Origin of the sequence: Arthrobacter sp. CAN_A2 (assembly GCF_015752045.1) — a bacterium.
GTDB lineage: Bacteria > Actinomycetota > Actinomycetes > Actinomycetales > Micrococcaceae > Arthrobacter_D.
In genome coordinates, this window is the sequence record NZ_JADOUS010000003.1 from 1 (window position 1) to 22771 (window position 22771).

Sequence of the window (22771 nt, forward strand, 5' to 3'; positions counted from 1 at the left end):
CGACCCGCTACGACAAACTCGCCCTCACCTACCGCGGCGGCGCCGTACTACGCGCGATTACCCTCTGGCTCAAACGGTTAGGAGACACGCCCTAGGCGCCCCCGTCGGTAGCGGTCGGTCCTGGCCCTCTCGCCAGGATCGACCGCCGGTACCCGTCAGCTCCTCCGTGGCGACGGCATCGGTGACGTCGGGAGCCTGGTCGTGAACTGCGGCGCGCCCGCCGCCGGGCTCGTCCGCGGGCGCGGGAGCGGGCATGATGGGGGAGGTAGCAAGTAAACTGAGTGTCGGTGGCTCTTTTCCGGCCACCTCCGCGAGGTCTGGTCTCGACCGCGGGACACTGGATTCGGGTACGACATGGGATGGGCAAGGGGCGGATGCGGACGGTCGCTGGGGGACTGACACGAATGTCACCCATGGCTGTGCATGCGGCGTTCGCCGTGATGCTCGTGGTGGCCGCTCTCCTCGGACGCTTCACGACCTTCGAATCCTCCAGCCTCGCGTTGGTCTGGCCAGCGGCAGGGATCAATTTCCTCTGGGGGCTGTGGGCCGCGCGCACCCGGCGCGATCTCGCCGTCGCCCTCGTCGCCACCGTGCCGCTGCTGACCACCGTGAACCTGGCCACCGGCCTCAGCCCTCACCTGGCGTTGGCGGTCGCGTTCGGGAGCATGGTCCAGACCGCGGTGGCCGTCTTCTTCTTCCGGCAGCTGGTGCCGTCCGTGGCCGTGCGGACCGTGGGGGACTATCTCCGCCTCGGTCTGGTGGCGCTCGGCGCCTGTTCCGTCGGCGCCCTGGTCATCGTCCTCGGCGTCGCGCTCGAGGGCGGATCCGATCCGTTCGCGTCCTTCATCCCGTGGCTGGTCCGCCATGCGGTGTCGCTCACGGCGATCGGATCCCTCGGCATCGTCGCCGCGGCGAGCATCGCGGCCCGCGCCGCCGGTGAGTTCCCGCCACCACTCACCGTTGCCCGGCGCGCCGAATATGCCCTCCTCGCCGTGCTGTCGGTGCTGCTCTACGTCGCGACCTTCGGGGCGGCTTCCGCCCTGCCCATCGCCTACATCACCCTCCCGGCCAACATGTGGGCCGGGCTCCGGTTGCGCACCGGCTGGGCCATGGTGCACGGACTGGTGAGTGGGGGATTCCTCATCTTCTTCACCCTGGCCGGCCTCGGTCCGTTCCAGGACCTGGCGCCGGTCGAGGGCGCCTATGTCGCACAGTCCTTCATGTTCATCGCCTTCTCGCTCTCCGCCGTCCTGGCGCTCAGCATGGACGAGCGGCGCCGCCTCATCGACCGCCTGTACCGCGCGACCGCCGAGGCGAAGGCGGCGGCGGACCTGCGCGACCTCGTGATCGGCCGCATGAACGACGGCGTGCTCGTCGCGGGACCGGACCGTCGTCTGATCTTCCAGAACGCCACGAGCGAGCGGTGGCTGGGACCAGGGACGGCCCGCCCCGGTGAGGTGTGGCCGCAGGAGTACGAAGTCACCCGTCCCGACGGGGCGCGGCTGGAGACGGACGACAACCCGCTGACCCTCGCCCTCCGGGGCTGGGTGACGGAGCGGATGGACCTGGACCTCATGCACCGGTCGGGCGAACTGGTGCACCTCTCCGTCGACGCGATGCCGCTGCCCGGCGGGCGCGGGGCGCTCGTCGTGATGCGGAACGTGACCGACGAGCGTGCGTACCAGCGGGACCTCGGGCGGTTCGCGTCCGTCGTCGCCCACGATCTCCTGACACCCCTGACGGTCTTCGACGGGTGGCTCGAGATGCTCGAGGACCCCGATCTGCCGCCCTCCGAACGGAAGGCCAGCATCGAACGACTGCAGCAGGCAAGCCTCCGCATGAGGAACCTCATCCGCAACCTCCTCGCCTACAGCCTGGCGAAGGAGGAGAAGCTGACCGCCTCGAGGATCGACGTCGGCCGCGTGGTGGAGGGCATCATCGACCTGCGGACCGCGCTGCCCGGGACGCAGCTGCCCGAGGTGCGCTTCGAGGTCCGCGCGCAGCACCTGGTGTACGCCGACGAGCGGCTCTTCCTGCAGCTCATGGAGAACCTCGTGGGCAACGCCATGAAGTACGGGCGCACCGACGGCTCGGGCGAGGTCACCGTCTACACCTCGACGGACGCCTCCAGCGGCAGGACCGAGGTGCACGTTCGCGACAACGGCATCGGCATCCCGGGAGGGGACCTCGAGCGCGTGTTCGAGGAGTTCCACCGCTCCGAGAACGGGCTGGGTCAGGCAACCGGTACCGGTCTGGGCCTGGCCATCTGCCGGCGGATCGCCGAGAGCCATGGCGGGTCGATCAGGGTCCGCAACGTCGAGGGGGGCGGCGCCGAATTCACGGTCACCCTCCCCGGGGAGCCGGATCAGCTGCCGGAGGGCGTCCCGCTGGTCGGCGCCGCCGAGGCTCCGCGGGTGTCCACGCCCTGAGGCCCTCCCGGTCAGGATCCTGAGCGGGGGTACAGCTTCGGGGAGCCGCTGTGGCCGGCGCCGTGGCGGAGCCCCGCCAGGACCTCGGCGAGGGTGTCCCTCGAGGAATGGCGCGGCTCCCACCCCAGCTCGGTGCGCGCCCGCGTGGTGTCCATGACGGGACTCCCGGCGGCCAGGTCGATCCAGCCCGGATCCGTCCGCTGGAGGCCCAACGCCCAGCTCACGCCGACGAGTAGGCGGAGCACACGGACGGGCAGGCCGATGACACGCCGCGCGCCCAGCAGGTCGGCCACGCGTCCGGGCGTGAGTTCCGGCTCGGCCGCGATGTTGAAGGCGCCCGAGGCACGCCGCGCCACCACGCGCCAGTAGGCATCGGCCACGTCCTCCGCATGCACCGCCTGGAAGATGAAGGAGTCCGGGACGGGCAGCAGCGGGAGCGGCAGGCCCCCGAGCACGATCTTCGGCACGATCGGGCCCAGAAAGTACCGGCCGATCTCGCTCCCGGCCTGGTCCTGGAAGATCAGCCCCGGCCGCAGGCGCGCCACGGCGATCCCCGGGTGGTCCCGCTCGAACCCGTCCAGCAGCCGCTCCTGTTCGGCCTTGTGCCGGCTGTAGTGGGAGGACTGGATGCCGCCGGTCGGCCAGGACTCGTCCCGGCGCGTGGCCTTGTCCGAGGAGGAGTAGGCGGCGACGGAGGAGGCGCAGACGAACTGGCGCACGCCGGCGGCGGCGGCCGCCCGCAACGCATTCGCGGTGCCAGTCACGTTGGTCCGGTGCATGGCTTCCTCGTCCCGGTTGGGCTGGATGGCCCAGGCCAGGTGTACGACGGCGTCCACGCCGGACAGTGCCGTGGCCAGGGCGTCCCGGCCCTCGTCGGTGCCGACGTCGAGGGCGTGCCAGTCGACGCCCGCGTACGGGAACCGGCCTGTGTCCGGGATGGTGCGCGCGACGGCGGTGATCGAGAGGCCCGTCGGGTCGCCGGACGCGTCGACGCCCGGTCGCCGGGTCGTGGCGCGGTCCCCGGCGGCGCGGTGGAGCCGGGCGAGAACCGCGGTGCCGACGTTTCCGGTGGCGCCGATGACTGCAATGCGCATTGCTGCTCCTGGCCTGGTGGTCGTAGGGGCACGGGCATGTGCCGGGTCGAACTGGACTACTAAGCAAGCTTATGGTGCAGTTGGAGTAGACGCATAGCCGATAAAGCGCCCCATACCGTGTGCGGGGCCAGACCGGGAGGTATCCGTGAGCAGCAACAGCCGAGTGGGGGCCGAGCCTCGCAGCGCAGCAGGCCAGAAGGCCCAGAACGCGCCTGATCCGAACGATCCCCGCAAGCCGGACGATCCGAAGGACGTCAAGAAGCCGGCCTGGAAGTACGTGTTCAAGCGCTCCGTCAGCGAGTTCGGCAAGGACCAGTGCACCGACCTCGCCGCGGCGCTGACGTACTACGCCGTCCTCGCGATCTTCCCCGGCATCCTCGCCCTGATGTCGCTCCTCGGGCTCTTCGGGCAGGCGCAGGCCACCACCGACCAGGTCATGGGGGTCATCGGGCAGTTCGCGCCCAAGGAGGCCCTGGACACCATCAAGCCCATCATCACGAACCTCGCCTCGAACCAGGCCGCCGGCCTGACGTTCGTCATCGGCCTTCTCGGTGCGATCTGGTCGGCCTCCGGCTTCGTGAACGCGTTCTCCCGCGCCATGAATCGCATCTACGAGGTCGAGGAGGGGCGGTCGTTCTTCAAGCTGCGCCCGCAGATGCTGCTCATCACCGTGATCGTGCTCGTCCTGATCGTCGCCATGGGCCTCATGCTCGTGCTGTCGGGCCCGGTCGCGGAGGCCATCGGCAACACCATCGGCTTGGGGAGCACCGCCCTGCTCATCTGGAACATCGTCAAGTGGCCCATCATGGTTCTCTTCGCCGTCCTGATGATCGCCGTCCTGTACTACGGCGCCCCGAACATCAAGCAGCCCAAGTTCCGCTGGATGAGCCTCGGCGGGTTCATCGCCCTGCTGGTCCTCGCGATCACCACGGCGGCGTTCTCCCTCTACGTCGCCAACTTCGGCAACTACAACGCGACGTACGGTGCCATCGCCGGCGTCATCGTCCTGCTGCTGTGGATCTGGCTGGCCAACATCTCACTGCTGTTCGGCGTCGAGTTCGACGCCGAGATGGAGCGCGGCCGCCAGCTGCAGGGCGGGATCGAGGCGGAGGAGACCATCCAGCTTCCCCCGCGCGACACCAAGGCCGCCGAGAAGAAGAGCGAGAAGCACCTCAAGCTCGTCCGCGAGGGCCGCGAGCTCCGCGAGAAGTACGGACGCGAGTCCGCGAAGAACTGAGGGACGCCCCGGAACCACCCTGCGGAGGCCCGGTCGTGCACACGGCCGGGCCTCCGGCGTGTCCGCGGTCCTAGACTGGCAGCATGACCGACACACAGCAGGCCGAGCCGTCCGAGCACAGCACCAAAGGGGCCTATGTGACCTCCGGCGAGGAGTTCACCCGCGACACCCAGTACATCGAGACGCGGATCACGCGCGACGCCGCCGACGGCTACCCCGTCGAGGCCGGCCGGTACCGCCTCGTCGCGGCCCGCGCCTGCCCCTGGGCGAACCGCGCCATCATCGTGCGGAGGCTCCTCGGACTGGAGGACGCCATCTCGCTGGGCACCCCCGGCCCCACGCACGACAGCCGGTCCTGGACCTTCGACCTCGACCCCGACGGCCGGGACCCGGTGCTCGGCATCGAGCGCCTGCAGGAAGCCTTCTTCAAGCGGGACCCGAACTACTCGCGCGGCATCACCGTGCCGGCCGTCGTGGACACCACCACCGGAGCTGTCGTGACGAACAACTTCCCGCAGATCACCCTGGACTTCTCCGGCGAGTGGAAGGAGTTCCACCGCGAGGGAGCCCCGGACCTCTATCCGGAACACCTCCGCGAGGAGATCGACACCGTGAACAGGCGGGTCTTCACGGAAGTCAACAACGGGGTCTACCGCTGCGGCTTCGCGGGGTCGCAGGATGCCTACGACGCCGCCTACGATCGCCTCTTCACCGCCCTGGACTGGCTCGAGGAGCGGCTGACCGGCCAGCGCTTCCTCGTGGGCGACACCATCACCGAGGCGGATGTCCGCCTGTTCACCACGCTCGTCCGCTTCGACCCCGTGTACCACGGCCACTTCAAGTGCAACCGGTCCAAGCTGACGGAGATGCCCGCGCTGTGGGCCTATGCGCGCGACCTCTTCCAGACGCCGGGGTTCGGGGACACCGTCGACTTCGAGCAGATCAAGCAGCACTACTACATCGTCCACGAGGACATCAATCCCACCGGGATCGTCCCGAAGGGGCCGGACCTCACCGGGTGGACCACCGCCCACGGCCGCGAGGCACTCGGCGGACGGCCCTTCGGCAACGGGACGCCGCCGGCCACCGCATGACCTGATCGGGACTGCCGCGGCCTGTCCGTGGCAGTCCCGGTCCGTACCGCATTAGGGAACAAACCCGTTTCCTAATTCGCTGGAGCCTAGGTTAGCCTTACCTCAGAACGATCGTCCGGCTGAGGGAGGCACATGGCAGTCCAGGCCTCTGCCCTGCGCCCGGCCCGTGCCTCCCCGGACTCCCTCCACCGGTCCGCCCGTGCGAGGACCCTCGCGAAGCTGTTCCTCGCGGCCCTGGTCCTCGCACTGTTCTGCCTCGCCTCGCTCACCATCGGCGCCCGCTCCGTCAGCGTCCCGACCGTGCTCGACGCGGTGACGTCCTTCGACCCGGCGGACGGCGACCACGCCGTCGTCCTCTCCCGCGTGCCGCGTACCGTCGTCGGGCTGCTCGTCGGGGCAGCGCTTGCCACCGCGGGAGCCGCGCTGCAGGGCATCGCCCGCAATCCGCTGGCGGACCCCGGCATCCTCGGCATCAATGCCGGTGCGTCCCTCGCCGTGGTCGTCGGCATCTACCTGTTCGGCCTCGGCAGCGCCGCCGGCTATCTCTGGTTCGCCTTCGCGGGTGCCGGCGCCGCGGCCGTCGCCGTCTACGCCGTGGCCAGCCTCGGAAGGGACGGCGCGACGCCGGTCAAGCTGGCACTCGCCGGCGCGGCCCTGGCCGCCGGCCTCGCGAGCCTCACCAACGCCGTCCTCGTCTCCAGCCAGGAGACCCTCGACGCCTTCCGGTTCTGGCAGGTCGGCACGCTCGCCGGCCGTGGCTGGGACGTCATCGGTGCGGTGGCGCCCTTCCTCGTGGCGGGCCTCGCGCTGACCCTTGCCACGGGCAGGGTCCTCAACTCCCTGGCGCTGGGCGACGACGTGGCGCGCGGGCTCGGCCAGAACGTCCCCCTGGCCCGTGCCGTCACCGCGGTCGGCGTGGTGCTGCTGTGCGGTGCCGCCGTGGCCGCCGCCGGGCCGATCGCCTTCGTGGGACTCATCATCCCGCACCTGGTGCGGATCGTGGTGGGCTCCGACTACCGGTGGATCCTGCCCTTCTCCGCGCTGCTGGGGCCCGTGCTGCTCCTCGGGGCGGACATCGTGGGCCGGGTCATCCTGCCGCCGGGCGAGGTGCAGGTGGGCATCATGACCGCCGTCCTCGGCGCGCCGGTCTTCGTCTGGCTCGTGCGCCGACGCGGCATGGCGCAGCTGTGAGCGCGTCCCCGGACCGCACGCTTCCCCGGATGCCGCGTGCGGACGGTCCCGGCGGGGGCCTCGCCGCCGCGCGGACCCGCCGCCGCCGGAGCACCGGCAGCCGCCTCGCCGCGCTGGCCGGCGTCGTCGTGGTGCTGTTCGCCGTGAACGTCCTGCTCGGCTCCTATACGGTCACCATCCCGGACTTCTTCCGCATCCTCGGCGGTGCCGACATCCCGGGCGCCGGCTTCATCGTGCTGGAGAACAAGCTGCCCCGTGCAGTGATCGGGCTCCTCATCGGCATAGCCTTCGGGATCGCGGGCGCCGTGTTCCAGACCATGCTGCGGAACCCGCTCGCGAGCCCCGACATCATCGGCATCAGCTACGGCGCCAGCGCGTCCGCCGTGACCGCGATCGTCCTCTTCGGCGCGGCCGGCGCCGCGGTGTCCTTCTCCGCCCTCGTCGGCGCGATGGTCGTCGCAGCGGCCATCTACCTGATCTCGCACCGCGGCGGCGTGGCGGGCTACCGCCTGATCCTCGTCGGCATCGGCTTCGCGGCGGTCATGCATGCGCTCGTGAGCTTCCTCATCACGCGCACGGATCTCCGGACGGCGTCGGCCGCGGTGCTCTGGCTCAACGGCTCGCTGAACTCCAGCACCTGGGACCGCGCGACGATACTGGCCGCGTGCCTCGCCGTCCTGCTGCCCGCCGCCGCGGTGCTCGCCCGCGGACTGCGGGGCCTCGAACTGGGCGACGACGCCGCCGCGGGCCTCGGCCTCCGCGTCGAGGCGTCCCGCCTCGGGCTCATGTCCACCGGGGTGGCCCTCGCCGCCGTCGCGACCGCCGCGGCAGGACCTGTCGCCGCCGTCGCCTTCCTGTCGGGGCCGATCGCCCGCCGCCTGCTCGGCAACCGGCCGTCGCTGGCCATGGCGGCCCTCGTGGGTGCGGCGATCGTGCTCGGCGCCGATTTCGTGGCCGCCAACCTCGTTCCCGGCACGTCGCTGCCCGTCGGCGTCGTGACCGGAGCGCTCGGCGCACCGTTCCTGCTGTGGCTGCTCGCCACGGCGAACCGATCAGGCCAGGGAGGCTGATGATGCAAGGAACCAGGAACCCGACGACGGCGGTCACGCTGTCCGCCGCAGGGCTCACGCTCGCCTACGACGACCGCACCGTGGTCGACGGCCTCGACGTCATACTGCCCGCAGGGAAGGTGACGGTGATCGTCGGCGCGAACGCGTGCGGCAAGTCGACGCTGCTACGGGGACTGGCACGCCTGCTCAGGCCTGCCGGCGGCACCGTGCTGCTCAACGGCTCGGACATCGCCACGCAGTCCACCAAGGCCGTCGCCCGCACCCTCGGCCTCCTCCCGCAGACCCCGCTCGCGCCCGAGGGCATCAGCGTCGCCGACCTCGTGGGCCGCGGCAGGTACCCGCACCAGGGCTGGTTCCGCCAGTGGACGCCGCAGGACGACGACGCCGTCGCGGATGCGCTCGAGGCCACCGACACCCTCGCCCTCGCCGACCGCTCCGTCGACGAGCTCAGCGGCGGGCAGCGCCAGCGCGTCTGGATCGCGATGGCCCTCGCCCAGCAGACGGACATCCTGCTGCTCGACGAGCCGACCACGTTCCTCGATGTCACCCACCAGGTCGAGGTGCTCGACCTCATCACCGACCTCAACCGGAGAGCGGGGACCACGGTGGTCATGGTGCTCCACGACCTCAACCTCGCCGCACGCTACGCGGATCACCTGATCGCCATGCGGGACGGCAGGATCGTGGCCGAGGGTGCGCCGTCGGACGTGGTCACGGAGGACACCGTCTCCGGCGTGTTCAACCTGGAGTGCCGCGTCATCACCGACCCGGTCTCCGGGACCCCGATGGTGGTCCCGGTCGGCCGGCACCACGGTCGGGGTGCAGCAGCCGAAGGGGCGCAGGCCGCAGGACCGACTCCCCCCTCGGTGTCCGCGCCGGTGGGGGGCCACCGATCCGATCCGCGGGACACCGGTCCTGCCCGCCTGGAGGCAGCATCATGACCGACGTGACCCAGCGCAGCGCACGGCGGACGACCGCGGACACCGAGCCGATGGTGCTGGCGTTCGACGTCGTGGTCACGGCCGTGCAGGATCTCTCCGCGACCTTTCGCCGCATCACCTTCGGCGGCGCGTGCCTGGCGGGGTTCGGCGTGGCGGGGGACACCCTCGACCTGCGGATCAAGATCGTCATCCCCTCCGAGGGCCGCGCCTGCCCCGACATCGCGGCGATGATGGGCGGCGGCGACGCCTCGGGCTGGTTCCAGCGGTGGCTCGGCCTGGACGCCGCGGACCGCGGCTCCATGCGCACCTACACGGTCCGGGAGTCGCGCTGCAGCGGCCCCCGCCCCGAGATCGACGTCGACTTCGTGCTGCACCTCGACGCGCACGGTCGGGGCGGCCCCGCCGCGGAATGGGCCGCGGCGGCACGGCCCGGGGACAGGGTCTGCATCATCGGACCGAACGCCTCCGCGGCCCGGTGCCGGACGGCGGGTGCCTACGGTGGGATCGAGTGGAGCCCGGGCCTCGCGCAGCATGTCCTCCTCGCCGGGGACGAGACCGCCGTGCCCGCCATCAGCGCCATCCTCGAGGCTCTCCCCGAGGGCGTCGGCGGACACGCGTTCCTCGAGGTGCCGGACGAGCAGGACATCCGGCCCATCCGGTCGCAGTCCTCCGTGCAGGTCACCTGGCTGGCCCGGAACGGCCGGGCGCATGGTGAGCAGCTGGAGACGGCGGTCCGGGACGCGGTGCGCGTTCCCGGCTGGGTCTCCCTGTCCGGCCGGTCCGCGGCACGCGGCGGGAGCGAGCCGGAGGACGTCGACGTCGACAGGACCATCCTCTGGGAGACGCCGCAGCGGTTGGAAACGGCCATCGTGCAGTCGTCGGTCAACCCGGAGCGGCCTCCGGGCACCCAGCCCTTCTACGCCTGGATCGCGGGCGAGGCGGCGGTGGTGCGCAGCCTGCGCCGCTACCTCGTGCGTGACGTCGGCGTGGACCGGAAGCAGGTGGCGTTCATGGGCTACTGGCGCAAGGGGCGCGCGGAGCTGTCCTGACCCCGGCTGGAGGGAAGCGCGGCGCAGTGCCCCGTCGGCTGTTTCCCCGGGCACAGCACGGTGGACCGCCGGGAGTGACCCCCTGCCCGGCGTCTCCTGCATCGATCGAGGTCATCGACCCCCCCCCCTCAGGCCCGGCATCGACCGTCACGACAGGACGCCCCGCACGGCCGACCCGATGCCGCTGACCTACGTCATCAGCACCCCCGCCGGGATCGGCCGGGGCCGGGACGTGACACTCCAGTACGGCGGATCGGCCGCGACCCCAGCAGGCCCCTGATCGGGGGACGACGCTGTCCGGGTCCGATCGATAGCTCCTCAGGTTCTCCGCAGGTAGCCGCATTTCTCCGCAGGAAGTCACGGGTCACCACCATCGGGGCAGGGGCAATCCACAGCTTATGTAACGGAATTGTAACTTCGGGTGAAGTGTCCTACAGTTCGAGCGGAAGAAGCCGGTGTCGCCGAATCCAGGTCCTCACGCCTGACCCTGCCAGCGGACCGTCCACCACCTGTGACGCGGGTGGAGCGCCCGCACTGCGGCGGCATCTGCCGCCTCGGGTGGAGCCCTCGGCACAGCGTGATTCCGCTCCGCGGTCCCACCGTTGTCCGGAGCCGCGCCGAGGGGGCCGCGTCGACTCCTGCTCGAGCCCGACCCATGACTTCGCAGGCGCTATGAGAGAGGTAAGCAGTTGACCCAGACGGTACCGTCCGGGCGCCGTCGTGCGTCCGATGCCCGTGCTCCCCGTCAGCATCCCGCACCGCGCCGTTCTGCCCAGGCGCCCCTACCGAGCCGGCGCACGCTCCGCGGCCGGCGCCGCCAGGCGGACGCCTCGCCTTCCGTGATCGGCCTCGGGGGGTCCATCGCCCCTTACGCACCGCCGACCGAAGCCACCATCCCGTTCACGCCGTCGGCCGCGATGGCCGACGCCACGGCTGCGGGCGCGCACCCCGCTGCGCCGTTCGGCACCTGCCACGACGCCGTCGCAGCCGCCGAGGCGCGCCTGACCCGCCGAGGACTGCGCGAGCACGAGGAGGCCGTCCGGGAGGCGGCGTCATCCGCCGCCGCGGCACCCTCGGCCCCCGCGTCACCGGTCGCATCCGCGACACTGGTGACGCCCGCGAGAACCCCGGCCGGCCCGGTCCTGCCGAGCCGCCGAATCATCCGCCGGCAGGACGCGGCGGCCGGGTCGCAGCAGCGCGGCGGACGCGGCGCGGAGACGGTCCGCACGACCGCACAACCGACCGCCGGACGTCGGACACCGCTCGGACGGCTGCGGGACAGCGCGGCCACGGCGGGCCTCGTGCTCGCCTCGGCCGGCCTGCTCGTGGGGGCCGTCGCACCCTCCGCGCCTGCCACGGCTGACCGGACCGACCGGACCAGCGGCGTCGCCCTCGCGTCCGGGGTGGCGCCCGCCGTCACGGCACCGGCAGGAGCCACGGTCACCTTCGGCCTCGAGAGCGCCGGCCCTGCCACGGAGGGCATCGCGCCGGGCGTGGCCCGCTCGCGGGCGCTCAGTGCGCCGCTGTCACCCGCGCTGGCGGAGCGCAAGGCCTTCGGCGGTCCGGTGGACCACCCCGTCGTGGCCTCGACCTTCGGATACCGCGTCGACCCTGTGAGCGGCTACGGTTCGGAGCTCCACACGGGGCAGGACTACGCCAGCGCGTGCGGCACCCCCGTCCTGGCGGCCGACGCCGGGACCGTCGTCGACTCCGGGTGGCACGCGTACGGTGGCGGCCATCGCATCGTGATCGACCACGGCGACGGATCCACGACCACCTACAACCACCTGGGCGCCCTCGACGCTCCCGCGGGGGCGACGGTGCAGCGCGGTCAGGTGGTCGGCGCCGTCGGCAGCTCCGGTAACTCGACCGGATGCCACCTCCACTTCGAGGTCCTGATCAATGACGAGAAGGTGGACCCGCAGCCCTGGCTGTAGCGCGGGCCCGCTCCGGAGCCAGCGGCAGCGGTGACCGCCCCGCCCGACGCCGCCGGGGGCTGACCCGTCAGGGCAGGGGCTCGCTCACGACGGCGGGATCCTTGTAGCCCAGCGGCATCCGGAGGCGCAGGGAATCGGGCTTGACCTCGAACGCCAGGTGGGTCGCCTTGCCGAGGGGATCGCCGTCGAGCTGCACCTCCAGCGGCTCGTGCAGGGTCACCTCCGCGGTGCGGCACTGGAAGTACTCGAGCGAGGAATCCTTGCCCTTGCCGCGGGCGAAGAGCTTGCCGGCGACGGCGAGCCAGCCGAGCTTCCCCTTGGGGGCGACGGTCATGAGGTCCATCAGGCCGTCGTCGATCTTCGCGCCGGGGAAGATCTCCAGGCCGCCCATGATCTTGCCGCAGTTGCCGCCCATGACGCTGCGCAGGCGGCGGTCGAAGGGCTTGCCGCCGTCCACCGAGATGGTGGTCCGGGCCGGCTTGCCGGGAAGGTTCCTGATCCCGGCGTCCACGTAGGCGAGCCAGCCCACCTTGTCCTTCAGGTCGTCGCGGGTGTCGGACATGATGGCGGCGTCGTAGCCGATGCCGGCCATCACGAGGAAGACGTGGGCGTCCTGTGCCCGGTCCACGGTCACGTGGACGACGTCGATGGTGCGTTCGGTCCCGCGGAACGCGGACTCGACGGCGGCGTCCGGGTCGTCGACCGCGATGTCGAGGTTGCGGGCCAGGAGGTTGCCCGTACCCAGCGGCACGAGGGCCATCATGGTGTCGGTGCCGGCGAGCTCCTCGGCGACGCATCGCACGGTGCCGTCCCCGCCCGCGGCGATGACGAGGTCCACGCCCGCCTCGAGCGCCTGCTGGGCCTGGCCGTGTCCCGGATCATCCGCCGTCGTCTCGATGACCAGGGGTTCGTCCCACCCGTCTTCGGCCGAGATGCGCTTCACGGCCGCCTCGACGTCCACCGTGGTGATCTTGATCGGGTTGACGATGAGCGCGGCGCGACGGCGGCCCGATCCGGTGTCGGCGAGCGTCTCGGGGGTCGCTTCCAGTGTTGCTTCGGTGGGCATGATGTCCTTCGGGCAGGGTGGAGGAATGGCTCCGACGAGCTTATCCCGGTGGGTGCGGCTGCCGGGGGTAATCTTTGGTCGTGACCTACACCCAGCGATACGTGGCCCTTGGCGATTCCTTCACCGAAGGGGTGGGTGACTGGGATCCGGCGTCGCCCAACGGCGTCCGGGGGTGGGCGGACCGCGTCGCCGAGCAGCTCATCCTCGCCGACGGGTCCTGGGGGTACGCGAACCTCGCCATCCGGGGCAAGAAGATGCGGCAGATCCTCGACCAGCAGATCGACGCCGCCCTGGCGCTCGAGCCGACGCTCGTGACCGTCTACGCCGGGGCCAACGACATCCTGAGGCCGCGGGTCGACATCGACCTGCTGATGTCCCGGTACGACGACGGCGTGGGCCGCCTCCGCGCGGCGGGAGCCGCCGTCGTGCTCTTCACCGGCTTCGACACGGCGGGTTCCGCGGTCTTCGGGAAGACCCGCGGCCGGACGGCCGTCTACAACGAGTGGGTGCGTGAGATCGCCGATCGGCACGACGCCACGATCGTCGACTACTGGCGCCTGCGCGAGTTCCAGGACTGGAGCTACTGGGACGTCGACCGGATGCACATGTCCGTCGCGGGTCACACGCTCATGGCCACGCGCGTCCTCGAGGCCATGAAGGCGTCCCACCGGATCGACCTCCCCGAGCTCGAGGCCCGCCCCGCCCTGAAGCGTGCGGGCCAGCTGAGGGCCGACGCCCAGTGGGCGCGCGAGTACCTGACGCCATGGGTGGGCAGGCGCCTGCGGGGCGTGTCGTCCGGCGACGACCTGATGCCCAAGTACCCGACGCCGGGCCGCCCGCACTGGGCGTCGATCAGCGCCTGAGGCCCGATGGCGTGCACGGCCGCGCCCGCGCCCGCAACCACCCCGGAGCGGCATACGGGACCCCGGGCGCGGGAACCCGTGTGCCAGAATGAGCGCATGGCGGCGCACTGGCTCACACCCGACGAGCGGCGTGCATGGCTGGCCCTCTACGCGCTGACCTCACTGCTCCCCGCGAACCTCGATGCCCACCTCTTCCGGGAGGCGCGGATCACCCTTTTCGACTACCACGTCCTGGCGATGCTCTCGGAGGCGGAGGGCACGAGCCTGCCCATGAGCGAGCTCGCCGCCCGGTCCACGGCATCCCTCTCCCGGCTCAGCCATGTGGTCAAGAAGCTCGAGGGACGCGGGTGGGTCACCCGGCTGCCGTCCGCGCTCGACGGGCGGGTGACCACGGCCTCCCTCACCCCCGCCGGGTTCGAGATGCTGGCCGAACTCGCGGTGTCCCACGTGGCGCAGGTCCGCTGCACCGTCTTCGACGCCCTCGACGACGAGGACGTCGCCGACCTCGAGCGGGTGGGCCGCAAGATCCTCCGCGGCATGCACAGCGCGCACTGGATCCTGGCCGACGGCGACGCCGCCACGGAGGCGGCCCTGGCCGGGCCGATCGACGACTGACCCGTTTTGGCCACGCCAGATCCTGCCGGTACGATGGTAGGGCGTTTGGCTGTGGCTGATGACGCCCGTCCGTGGACGGGAGCAATTTGCCCAGCGACCCGCGACTACCTAGAATTCAAGGCTGTGCCGGCCGCAAGGCCGTGCCCCGCCTGAACTTCACCGTCTTCCCCGCGGCGAGGCGCTTCGGCAGGTTCTCACCCTGCCAGGTCAACCTCCGGAAAGCTGCAGTAATAACGGTGTCATTACTGGTGGCGGGACGCTCAACAAGTGATTCCGTCACGTTCATCTAATCTGGAGGAGAGTTATGGCAGCCCACTGCCAAGTGACCGGAGCCGAGCCCGGCTTTGGACACAGCATTTCGCACTCGCACCGCCGTAACAAGCGCCGGTTCGACCCCAATATTCAGAAGAAGCGCTACTACGTGCCTTCCCTGCGCCGCAACGTGACGCTGCAGGTCTCGGCCCGCGGTATCAAGACCATCGACGTGCGCGGCATCGACGCGGTCGTTGCGTCCATCCTCGCCAGGGGAGTGAAGCTCTAATGGCCAAGGACAAGGACGTACGTCCGATCATCAAGCTGAAGTCCACCGCAGGGACGGGCTACACCTACGTGACGCGCAAGAACCGTCGTAACGATCCGGACCGCATGGTCCTGATGAAGTACGACCCCAAGATCCGCAAGCACGTCGAATTCCGAGAGGAGCGCTAACCATGGCCAAGAAGTCAAAGATTGCTCGCAACGAGCAGCGCAAGGTCATCGTGGAGCGCTACGCGGCCAAGCGCCTCGAGCTCAAGAAGACCCTCGTCGACGAGAACGCCACCGACGAAGCACGCGAAGCCGCACGCCTCGGCCTGCAGAAGCTTCCCCGCAACGCCTCGCCGGTGCGCCTGCGCAACCGCGACCAGATCGACGGCCGCCCCCGCGGCACGCTCCAGAAGTTCGGCATCTCGCGTGTCCGCTTCCGCGACATGGCGCACCGGGGCGAGCTGCCCGGCGTGACCAAGTCGAGCTGGTAGACAGCCCCCGGGGCGCCAGGCCCCGTCGCGTCACCTGCCGCTCCACGCGGTAACGAAGAAGCCGTCACCCCTCGGGTGGCGGCTTCTTCGCGATGGTGCTCCGATGGGGCCGCCCGGCCGGAAAACGGCGTCGAAACAGCCGTGTTTCCGCCGAAAAGCCGCGTAAACACGCGGGTCCGGGCGCCCAAGCTGGTAAGTTTTCGCACAGAGGCTTTTCGAATACCGCGAAAAGCTCTTTCAGAAGAGTGACGTCCAGGAGGACAAAATTGGCTAAGAACCGTAGTGAACTTGTTGCAGAGGTAGCGGCGAAGGCTGACACCAGCCAGGCCGCAGTCAACAGCGTCCTCGATGCGCTGTTCGACGTCTTCTCCGAGTCCATCGCCAAGGACGAGAAGATCACCATCCCCGGTTGGCTCGCCGTCGAGCGCACCAGCCGCGCAGCCCGTACGGGACGCAACCCCCAGACCGGTGAGACCATCCAGATCGCCGCCGGCCACAGCGTCAAGCTGACCGCCGGCTCGAAGCTGAAGGCTTCCGCCAAGTAGTTCCACGACCGACGCCCGGGGACCGCTGCCATCAGGTAGCGGTCCCCTTGCGTTGTCGGGTCTACCCCGCAGCCGGCGCAGCCCTGCCGGAGATTGGCCCTATTTCTACTCGGGGTAGAGAATGGTGTACGTGCCGACCACTGTGAAGCAAACCCGGGAGACTGTCGCCGACTCTTCCCCTGAGCGTGCCGTCGGGACCGGGTGGCTCGTCCTGGCCGGCGCCGTCGTGCTCGTCGCCCTCGTCGTCGCCCTGCTCTACACGGGCGCAGCCGCCGCACGGCAGCTCGGAGACCCCGGCGCCCTGACACGGTGGGGCCTGCCCGTCGCCAAGGTGCTCAACAACACGGCGGCCGCGGCGACCATAGGCGCCCTCGTGTTCGCCGTCTTCATGCTCCCGCGCCGGATGGGCCACCGGGGCCGGAAGCCGGCGGGGACCGCCGCCGAGCACCCCGCCTTCTCCCGCGTGATGCTCCTCGCGTCCGTCTCCGCCGTCGCGTGGACGCTCGGTGCGCTCGGCGTCATGATCTTCACCTATTCGGACGCGGCAGGGCTGCCCCTCAGCACGGACCCCGCGTACACCCAGGGGCTCGCCGCGTTCCTCACCGATTTCTCCACCGGGCGCGCGTGGCTCGTGACGTCCATCGTCGCGGCCGTCCTGGCAACCATCCTGTTCGGCGTGAGGTCGCAGACCGGCCTGGCACTGACCCTGGTGCTCGCGCTCCTGAACCTGCTGCCCATGGCCCTGATCGGCCACTCCGCCAGCGGTGACGACCACAACGCCGCGGTGAACTCGATCGCGCTGCACCTGGTCGGCGTCTGCCTGTGGGTCGGCGGGATCATCGCCCTCGCCGTGGTGAGCGGCAGGCTCGGCGAGCAGACCCTCTCGGTCCTCAAGCGCTTCTCCGCACTGGCCGGCTTCGCGTTCATCCTCGTGGTCGCCTCCGGCGTGGTGAACGCCAGCCTCCGCATCTCCGACCTCGGACAGCTCAGCTCCTCGTGGGGACTGCTCGTCACGTTCAAGACCATCGCCACCATCCTGCTCGGCGGGATCGGCTGGATGCACCGGCAGTGGATCATCCCGCAGCTCGAGGCCCCTGCCGGGACCGCCGCGTCGAGGATGTCCGCGCGCCGCGTCCTGTGGCAGCTCGTCGTCGTCGAGCTCGTCATCATGAGCGCCGTGCTGGGCGTGGCCGGGGCCCTCGGGCGCACGGCCCCGCCCCGCTCCGAGGAACTGCCCACCGAGGCGGGTCCGGCGCGGATCCTGACCGGCTACGACCTGCCGCCCGAGCCCACTGCGGCCCGCTGGCTCACCGAGTGGCGGCCCGACTGGCTGTGGATCGCGGTCGCGCTGACCTTCGCCGTCGCATACATCCTGGGCATGGTGAAGCTGCACCGCCGCGGTGACTCCTGGTCGCCGCTGAAGCTCATGAGCTGGCTGGTGGGCCTCGCGTTCCTCACCTACTTCACCTCCGGCGCTCCGGCGGTCTACGGCATGGTGCTCTTCAGCGCGCACATGGTGGACCACATGGCGTTGACCATGGTGGTGCCGCTCTTCCTCGTCCTCGGCGCACCGGTCACCCTCGCACTCAAGGCCCTCAGCGCCCGGCGGGACGGCACGCGGGGCATCCGTGAGTGGATCCTCGTGATCGTGCACTCCTGGCCGTCGCGGATCATCACGCATCCGCTCTTCGCGGCCGGCAACTTCGTGGCGTCCATCGTCGTCTTCTACTACTCGCCGCTGTTCGGGTTCGCCCTGCGCGAGCACGTGGGCCACGAGCTGATGATCACCCACTTCCTCATCACCGGCTACATCTTCGTGCTGTCCATGATCGGCTCCGACCCCGTCCCGTTCCGCGCCCCGTACCCCATGCGGCTGCTGCTCCTGTTCGCGACCATGGCCTTCCACGCCTTCTTCGGCGTGACCCTCATGGGCTCGACGTCCCTGCTCGAAGCCTCCTGGTTCGGCAACATGGGCCGTGAGTGGGGCGACTCCGCCCTCGCCGACCAGCAGGTGGGCGGCGCCGTGACGTGGGGTGTGGGCGAGATCCCGACGCTGCTGCTCGCGATCGGCGTCGCGATCGTGTGGTCGCGATCGGACGCGCGGGAGACGAAGCGCAAGGATCGCGCGGCGGACAGGAATAACGACGCCGATCTCGCGGCTTACAACAGCATGTTCGCCGACCTCGCCGCGCGCGACGCCGGCCCCGCCCGTCCGGGCCGGCAGCCCACGGCGCGGGTGACCACCACCGCAGGAGACGATGAATGACCGAGACCACAGTGCGCGCCCGCGCCGACTACCGCGTGCGCGGCTCCGCCCTGACCGGCCGTAACTGGCTCAACACCGGCGGCAGGCAGCTGCAGCTCGAGGACCTCCGCGGAAAAATCGTTATCCTCGATTTCTGGACCTTCTGCTGCATCAACTGCCTGCATGTCCTGGACGAGCTCCGCCCGCTCGAGGAGCAGCACTCGGACGTCCTGGTGACGGTCGGCGTGCACTCACCGAAGTTCGAGCACGAGGCCGACCCCGACGCACTGGCCGCCGCCGTCGAACGCTACGACATCCACCACCCCGTCCTCGACGACCCGGAGCTGACCACCTGGCAGGCCTACACGGCCCGCGCGTGGCCCACGCTCGTCGTGATCGACCCGGAGGGCTACATCGTGGCGCACCTCTCCGGCGAGGGCCACGCTGCCGGCCTCACGTCCCTCGTCGAGGAGCTCGTCGCCGAGCACGAGGCCAAGGGCACCCTGCACCGCGGCGACGGCCCGTACGTCCCTGCCGAGAGCACTGCTGGAGACCTGAAGTTCCCCGGGAAGCTCCTCGCGCTGCCCGCCACCGGCACCTTCCTCGCCGGCGACACCGGCCACCACCGGCTCGTCGAGCTGGAGGCGGACCTCGTCACGGTACGCCGCACCATCGGTTCCGGCGCGAAGGGCTTCCGCGACGGCGGTGCCGACGAGGCGGAGTTCAACGAGCCGCAGGGGCTCGCCCTGCTGCCGGCAGAGCTGGCCGCGGAGGTCGGGTACGACGTCGTCGTCGCCGACTCCGTGAACCACCGCCTGCGCGGTGTGGACCTCGCCACGGGCGAGGTGCGCACGCTCGCCGGCAACGGCACCCAGCGGCTGCTCGACGCCGCCAACCACAGCAGGGCCGGGCTGCAGGAGAACGCCTTCGAGGTGGCGGCGGAGAGCGAGTCGCCGCGCCTCACCGAGACGGAGCTCGGCACCGATGCGCTGAACGTCTCGCTGTCCTCGCCGTGGGACGTGCTCCACTCGACGGTCCTGGACCGCGTGGTCATCGCGATGGCCGGTACGCACCAGATCTTCACCTACGACCCCCGCACCCACGCGGTCGACATCCTTGCCGGTACGGGCCTCGAGGGACTGCTCGACGGCGACGCGACGGCCGCGTGGTTCGCCCAGTCCTCGGGCCTCGCTGAGGACGCCAACGGGAGCATCTGGATCGCCGATTCGGAGACCTCCTCCGTGCGGATCCTGTCCTTCCTCGAGGTCAACGGCAGCCGCCGCGTGCAGGTGCAGACCGCCGTCGGGACCGGCCTCTTCGACTTCGGCTTCCGTGACGGCGACGCCGAGCAGGCGCGGCTGCAGCATCCCCTCGGGGTCACCGCGCTCCCGGATGGCTCCATCGCGATCGCCGACACCTACAATGGCGCCGTCCGCCGGTACGACCCCGCGACCCGCCAGGTGTCCACGCTGATCCGCGGCCTGTCCGAGCCCTCCGACGTCCTCGTGGACCTGACGCCCGTCGCCGACGGCGGGGATCCGCTGCTGATCGTCGTCGAGACCAACCGGCACCAGCTGGTCCGTGTCCCGCTGCCCAAGGAAGCCCTCGCCGTCGACGAGGGGGCCTCTCGCACCCAGCGACCCACCACGCCGATGTCCGCGGGCCCCGTGGGCCTCACGGTGCGCTTCACCGCGCCGAAGGGCCAGAAGCTCGACGACCGCTGGGGCGATCCCACCCAGCTGAAGATCAGCGCCTCGCCGGAATCGCTCCTCGTCTCGGGCGGCGGCACGTCCACGGGACTGACCCGTGAGCTCGTCCTCTCCCCGGAGGTCGGTGGCGGCGTCCTGCACATCACCGCCCGTGCGGCGTCCTGCGACGGCGAGCCGGGCGGCGAGATCCCGGACCACGCCGCGTGCCACCTGTACCAGCAGGACTGGGGGATCCCGGTCACGCTCTCGGACGACGGCGACACGAGCCTGACCCTCGACCTGCGCGGTCTCGACTGACCTCCCAGTTCGGACGACGGCGACACGGGCCTGACCCTCGACCTGTCCGGTCTCGACCGACCTCCCTGTAGGTGAGCCGCCGCGCCGGATGCCCCGGCCCGGCGCGGCGAGCCCTGCGCGGATCCGGCGCCGGTCCGGGCGTCGGCGCCCGGGCCCGGTTCCCGGACCCCCGCCGCGCCCGGTTCGACGCCCGGGCCCCGGGCCCACACACTGTGCCGGCACCGCGCCGGCAGCACCACGACGAGGAGCGCACGATGACGATCGACCACGGACCAGCAGTCACCAGCCCACGGGCGGCCCTCGTGGTGGGGGCGACCGGCATCGCCGGATCGGCGCTCGTGGAGGCGCTCACCGCCGACGGGTGGCCCGTGCTGGCCCTGTCCCGCCGGCCCGGCGCCGCGCGTGACGGCGTGCGCTGGCTGTCCGCGGATCTGACCTCGGCGGAGTCGCTGGCCGCAGTCCTCGCCGGGGAGCAGCCCACGCACGTCTTCTTCACGGCGTGGTCCCGCAGGGACACCGAGGAGGAGAACATCGAGGTCAACGCGGCCATGCTGCGCGACCTGCTCGCCGCCCTCCGCGGCAAGGACGTTGCCCATGTGGCCCTCATGACCGGGCTCAAGCACTACCTCGGCCCGTTCGAGGCCTATGCGGCGGGGGAGATGGCGGACACGCCGTTCCACGAGGAGGAGCCGCGCCTGCCGGTCAGGAACTTCTACTACGCGCAGGAGGACGAACTGTTCGCCGCGGCGGCGGATCAGGGCTTCACATGGTCGGTGCACCGCGCCCACACCGTGATCGGCCACGCCGTCGGCAATGCGATGAACATGGGCCTCACGCTCGCCACGCAGGCGGCACTGTGCAGGGCCGCGGGCGAGCCCTTCGTGTTCCCCGGGTCGGAGACGCAGTGGAACGGGCTGACCGACATGACCGACGCCGGCCTGCTCGCCGAGCACATGCTGTGGGCGTCGACGACTCCGGAGGGCGCCGACGAGGCGTTCAACATCGTGAACGGCGACGTGTTCCGGTGGCGCTGGATGTGGCCGCAGCTCGCCGCCTGGTTCGGGGTCGACTGGGAGGGCTATGACGGTGCGCCGCGGCCGCTCGAGCAGGCGATGGCCGGTCGGCAGGAGCAGTGGGCCGACCTCGCGGAGCAGCACGGCCTCGCGGAACCCCGGCTGGACCGCATGGCCTCGTGGTGGCACACGGACAGCGACCTCGGGCGGGGGATCGAGGTGGTCACCGACATGGGCAAGAGCCGGATCGCGGGCTTCACCGGGTACCGGCGGACCCTCGACGCGTTCACGGCCCTGTTCGAGCGCTACCGAACCGAGAAGCTCATCCCCTGACGCGCCGCGGGCTGCCGCGCAGGACCGGCTAGTAGCGGACCACGGGCGTGACGGCGACCTCGTCCTCGGTCACCGTGAGGTCGGCCTCGAACTCGAACGGGACCGTCTCCGAGACGTCGCGGACGGCCCCGGAGAAGAAGTCGCGGAGCTGAGTGTCGATCCGCGCGGACCCGCGCAGCGGACCCAGGAGCCACCCGCCGTCGTCCGGGGTGACACTGACGGCCGGGTACTCCTCGATGGACCAGGTGATGTCCCCGGCCAGGCGCTCGTTCGTCACGTAGTTGAAGGGGCAATTGGTGGGCTGGAAGACGGTCTGCTCCGCGCACCCGTCGAGGAACGACCGCAGTTCGTCGTCGACCGCCTGTGTGAGTTCGGGGGTCGCCTCCGTGGCCAGCGCCAGGGGCGGCGGGGGAGTCTCCCTGCTCGTCACGACGGCGCGCTGTTCGGGGGCGGCGAAGAACTGCCCGTCGTACTGCGCGGTGATGGCTGCCGGGTAGAAGGAGGCCAGCCCGGCGGTGCCGTCGGGGAGGCCGACGTCGACGCCGTTCACCGCGGCCTCCACGCTGTTCCGGGCCGTGACCTGCACGATGGGCAGCACGGACTGCTCGAAACGCCACACGTTGAAGAAGCCCCATTCGGTGCCGATCCGCCGGAGCGGGAAGACCGTCGTCGTCTCGGTGCCGTCGAGGGTGTAGGTCACGGGTACGTCGACCCGGTCGGCGCCCGACTCCCGCGCCTCGCCCACCTCGAGGTCCTCCACGTCCGCGCTCGACCGGCGGAGGGCGTCGCCGTCCAGCAGGGCGGGATTGGACCCCTCCGGGACCGACGCGTTGAGCAGGCCCAGCGCCTCCCCGCCGTCGCCGTCGCGCAGCGCCTGGAGGTACAGGTCCACCTGGTGTTCGGGGCTGTAGAGCCGTGCGTTCATGAAGGAGACGGTGGCGACGAAGGCCGCACCGACGAGCATGAGCCCGAGCAGCCACGTTGCGAGGACCTTCATGACCGGGGTGGTGTGCACAGTCCCACGTTA

Annotated in this window: 20 protein-coding genes; 17 read left to right on the forward strand and 3 right to left on the reverse strand. The window is 70.8% G+C overall.

The window, feature by feature from the left end; genetic code table 11:
- Positions 1 to 413: 413 nt before the first annotated feature.
- Positions 414 to 2429 (forward strand): sensor histidine kinase, encoded by a 2016-nt coding sequence (locus IWX63_RS04420; protein WP_199276963.1) that lies wholly within the window; start codon positions 414 to 416, stop codon positions 2427 to 2429.
- Positions 2430 to 2440: 11 nt separating this feature from the next.
- On the opposite strand, the gene IWX63_RS04425 is transcribed toward IWX63_RS04420, so the two are convergent.
- Entirely contained in the window at positions 2441 to 3523 is a 1083-nt protein-coding gene (locus IWX63_RS04425; protein ID WP_199276964.1) for an NAD-dependent epimerase/dehydratase family protein, read from the reverse strand.
- A gap of 145 nt (positions 3524 to 3668) precedes the next feature.
- Here IWX63_RS04425 and IWX63_RS04430 point away from each other — a divergent pair, with 145 nt between their 5' ends.
- From IWX63_RS04430 to IWX63_RS04460, 7 genes are all read left to right on the forward strand, one after another.
- On the forward strand, positions 3669 to 4760 hold the full coding sequence (locus tag IWX63_RS04430; protein WP_334685637.1) for a YihY/virulence factor BrkB family protein: 1092 nt from the start codon (positions 3669 to 3671) through the stop codon (positions 4758 to 4760).
- 83 nt (positions 4761 to 4843) lie between these two features.
- Positions 4844 to 5854, forward strand: coding sequence for a glutathione S-transferase family protein (locus IWX63_RS04435; RefSeq protein WP_199276965.1), 1011 nt, complete (start codon positions 4844 to 4846; stop codon positions 5852 to 5854).
- Between the two features lie 132 nt (positions 5855 to 5986).
- Positions 5987 to 7045, forward strand: coding sequence for a FecCD family ABC transporter permease (locus tag IWX63_RS04440; protein ID WP_199276966.1), 1059 nt, complete (start codon positions 5987 to 5989; stop codon positions 7043 to 7045).
- A gap of 29 nt (positions 7046 to 7074) precedes the next feature.
- Complete coding sequence (locus IWX63_RS04445; RefSeq protein WP_199276967.1) at positions 7075 to 8115, forward strand: FecCD family ABC transporter permease; 1041 nt, start codon at positions 7075 to 7077, stop codon at positions 8113 to 8115.
- Between the two features lie 2 nt (positions 8116 to 8117).
- Positions 8118 to 9056, forward strand: a complete 939-nt coding sequence (locus tag IWX63_RS04450; RefSeq protein ID WP_199277225.1) for an ABC transporter ATP-binding protein — start codon at positions 8118 to 8120, stop codon at positions 9054 to 9056.
- Positions 9053 to 10105, forward strand: coding sequence for a siderophore-interacting protein (locus tag IWX63_RS04455; RefSeq protein WP_334685638.1), 1053 nt, complete (start codon positions 9053 to 9055; stop codon positions 10103 to 10105). Before IWX63_RS04450 ends, IWX63_RS04455 begins: the two co-directional genes overlap by 4 nt.
- Positions 10106 to 10794: 689 nt before the next feature.
- The gene (locus IWX63_RS04460) at positions 10795 to 12042 is read left to right on the forward strand and encodes a M23 family metallopeptidase (protein WP_199276968.1); all 1248 of its coding nucleotides are present in this window, start codon (positions 10795 to 10797) and stop codon (positions 12040 to 12042) included.
- Positions 12043 to 12109: 67 nt separating this feature from the next.
- On the opposite strand, the gene IWX63_RS04465 is transcribed toward IWX63_RS04460, so the two are convergent.
- The gene (locus tag IWX63_RS04465) at positions 12110 to 13108 is read right to left on the reverse strand and encodes a diacylglycerol/lipid kinase family protein (RefSeq protein WP_199276969.1); all 999 of its coding nucleotides are present in this window, start codon (positions 13106 to 13108) and stop codon (positions 12110 to 12112) included.
- An 80-nt stretch (positions 13109 to 13188) separates the two neighbouring features.
- On the opposite strand from IWX63_RS04465, the gene IWX63_RS04470 reads away from it, so the two are divergent.
- The 9 genes from IWX63_RS04470 (at position 13189) to IWX63_RS04510 (ending at position 21744) form a co-directional block, all read left to right on the forward strand.
- Positions 13189 to 13971: an SGNH/GDSL hydrolase family protein gene (locus tag IWX63_RS04470; protein WP_199276970.1), complete on the forward strand. Its 783-nt coding sequence runs from the start codon at positions 13189 to 13191 to the stop codon at positions 13969 to 13971.
- 96 nt (positions 13972 to 14067) lie between these two features.
- Positions 14068 to 14586, forward strand: a complete 519-nt coding sequence (locus IWX63_RS04475; protein ID WP_199276971.1) for a MarR family winged helix-turn-helix transcriptional regulator — start codon at positions 14068 to 14070, stop codon at positions 14584 to 14586.
- Positions 14587 to 14890: 304 nt separating this feature from the next.
- Positions 14891 to 15127 (forward strand): 50S ribosomal protein L28, encoded by a 237-nt coding sequence (gene rpmB, locus IWX63_RS04480; protein WP_043441573.1) that lies wholly within the window; start codon positions 14891 to 14893, stop codon positions 15125 to 15127.
- Positions 15127 to 15294: a 50S ribosomal protein L33 gene (gene rpmG / locus IWX63_RS04485; protein ID WP_019481734.1), complete on the forward strand. Its 168-nt coding sequence runs from the start codon at positions 15127 to 15129 to the stop codon at positions 15292 to 15294. Before rpmB ends, rpmG begins: the two co-directional genes overlap by 1 nt.
- A 2-nt stretch (positions 15295 to 15296) precedes the next feature.
- Complete coding sequence (gene rpsN / locus IWX63_RS04490) at positions 15297 to 15602, forward strand: 30S ribosomal protein S14 (RefSeq protein ID WP_026545363.1); 306 nt, start codon at positions 15297 to 15299, stop codon at positions 15600 to 15602.
- 266 nt (positions 15603 to 15868) lie between these two features.
- Positions 15869 to 16147 carry an HU family DNA-binding protein gene (locus IWX63_RS04495; RefSeq protein WP_043441577.1) on the forward strand — a complete coding sequence of 93 codons (279 nt, stop codon included), beginning with the start codon at positions 15869 to 15871 and terminating at the stop codon, positions 16145 to 16147.
- 130 nt (positions 16148 to 16277) lie between these two features.
- Positions 16278 to 18413, forward strand: a complete 2136-nt coding sequence (locus IWX63_RS04500) for a cytochrome c oxidase assembly protein (RefSeq protein WP_442859094.1) — start codon at positions 16278 to 16280, stop codon at positions 18411 to 18413.
- Positions 18410 to 20398: an NHL domain-containing thioredoxin family protein gene (locus IWX63_RS04505; protein ID WP_199276973.1), complete on the forward strand. Its 1989-nt coding sequence runs from the start codon at positions 18410 to 18412 to the stop codon at positions 20396 to 20398. The genes IWX63_RS04500 and IWX63_RS04505 overlap by 4 nt, the downstream gene beginning before the upstream one ends.
- 254 nt (positions 20399 to 20652) lie before the next feature.
- A complete protein-coding gene (locus IWX63_RS04510) occupies positions 20653 to 21744 on the forward strand; it encodes an SDR family oxidoreductase (protein ID WP_199276974.1) in 1092 nt (363 codons plus the stop codon).
- Positions 21745 to 21772: 28 nt separating this feature from the next.
- On the opposite strand, the gene IWX63_RS04515 is transcribed toward IWX63_RS04510, so the two are convergent.
- Complete coding sequence (locus tag IWX63_RS04515; protein ID WP_334685639.1) at positions 21773 to 22759, reverse strand: hypothetical protein; 987 nt, start codon at positions 22757 to 22759, stop codon at positions 21773 to 21775.
- Positions 22760 to 22771: the final 12 nt, after the last annotated feature.

What these genes read in the sequence shown, in the direction of transcription:
- IWX63_RS04420 (WP_199276963.1), top strand. Translation starts at nt 414, where the DNA reads ATGGCTGTGCATGCGGCGTTCGCCGTGATGCTCGTGGTGGCCGCTCTC.
- IWX63_RS04425 (WP_199276964.1), bottom strand. Translation starts at nt 3,523, where the DNA reads ATGCGCATTGCAGTCATCGGCGCCACCGGAAACGTCGGCACCGCGGTT.
- IWX63_RS04435 (WP_199276965.1), top strand. Translation starts at nt 4,844, where the DNA reads ATGACCGACACACAGCAGGCCGAGCCGTCCGAGCACAGCACCAAAGGG.
- IWX63_RS04440 (WP_199276966.1), top strand. Translation starts at nt 5,987, where the DNA reads ATGGCAGTCCAGGCCTCTGCCCTGCGCCCGGCCCGTGCCTCCCCGGAC.
- IWX63_RS04445 (WP_199276967.1), top strand. Translation starts at nt 7,075, where the DNA reads ATGCCGCGTGCGGACGGTCCCGGCGGGGGCCTCGCCGCCGCGCGGACC.
- IWX63_RS04450 (WP_199277225.1), top strand. Translation starts at nt 8,118, where the DNA reads ATGCAAGGAACCAGGAACCCGACGACGGCGGTCACGCTGTCCGCCGCA.
- IWX63_RS04455 (WP_334685638.1), top strand. Translation starts at nt 9,053, where the DNA reads ATGACCGACGTGACCCAGCGCAGCGCACGGCGGACGACCGCGGACACC.
- IWX63_RS04465 (WP_199276969.1), bottom strand. Translation starts at nt 13,108, where the DNA reads ATGCCCACCGAAGCAACACTGGAAGCGACCCCCGAGACGCTCGCCGAC.
- IWX63_RS04475 (WP_199276971.1), top strand. Translation starts at nt 14,068, where the DNA reads ATGGCGGCGCACTGGCTCACACCCGACGAGCGGCGTGCATGGCTGGCC.
- rpmB (WP_043441573.1), top strand. Translation starts at nt 14,891, where the DNA reads ATGGCAGCCCACTGCCAAGTGACCGGAGCCGAGCCCGGCTTTGGACAC.
- rpmG (WP_019481734.1), top strand. Translation starts at nt 15,127, where the DNA reads ATGGCCAAGGACAAGGACGTACGTCCGATCATCAAGCTGAAGTCCACC.
- rpsN (WP_026545363.1), top strand. Translation starts at nt 15,297, where the DNA reads ATGGCCAAGAAGTCAAAGATTGCTCGCAACGAGCAGCGCAAGGTCATC.
- IWX63_RS04505 (WP_199276973.1), top strand. Translation starts at nt 18,410, where the DNA reads ATGACCGAGACCACAGTGCGCGCCCGCGCCGACTACCGCGTGCGCGGC.
- IWX63_RS04510 (WP_199276974.1), top strand. Translation starts at nt 20,653, where the DNA reads ATGACGATCGACCACGGACCAGCAGTCACCAGCCCACGGGCGGCCCTC.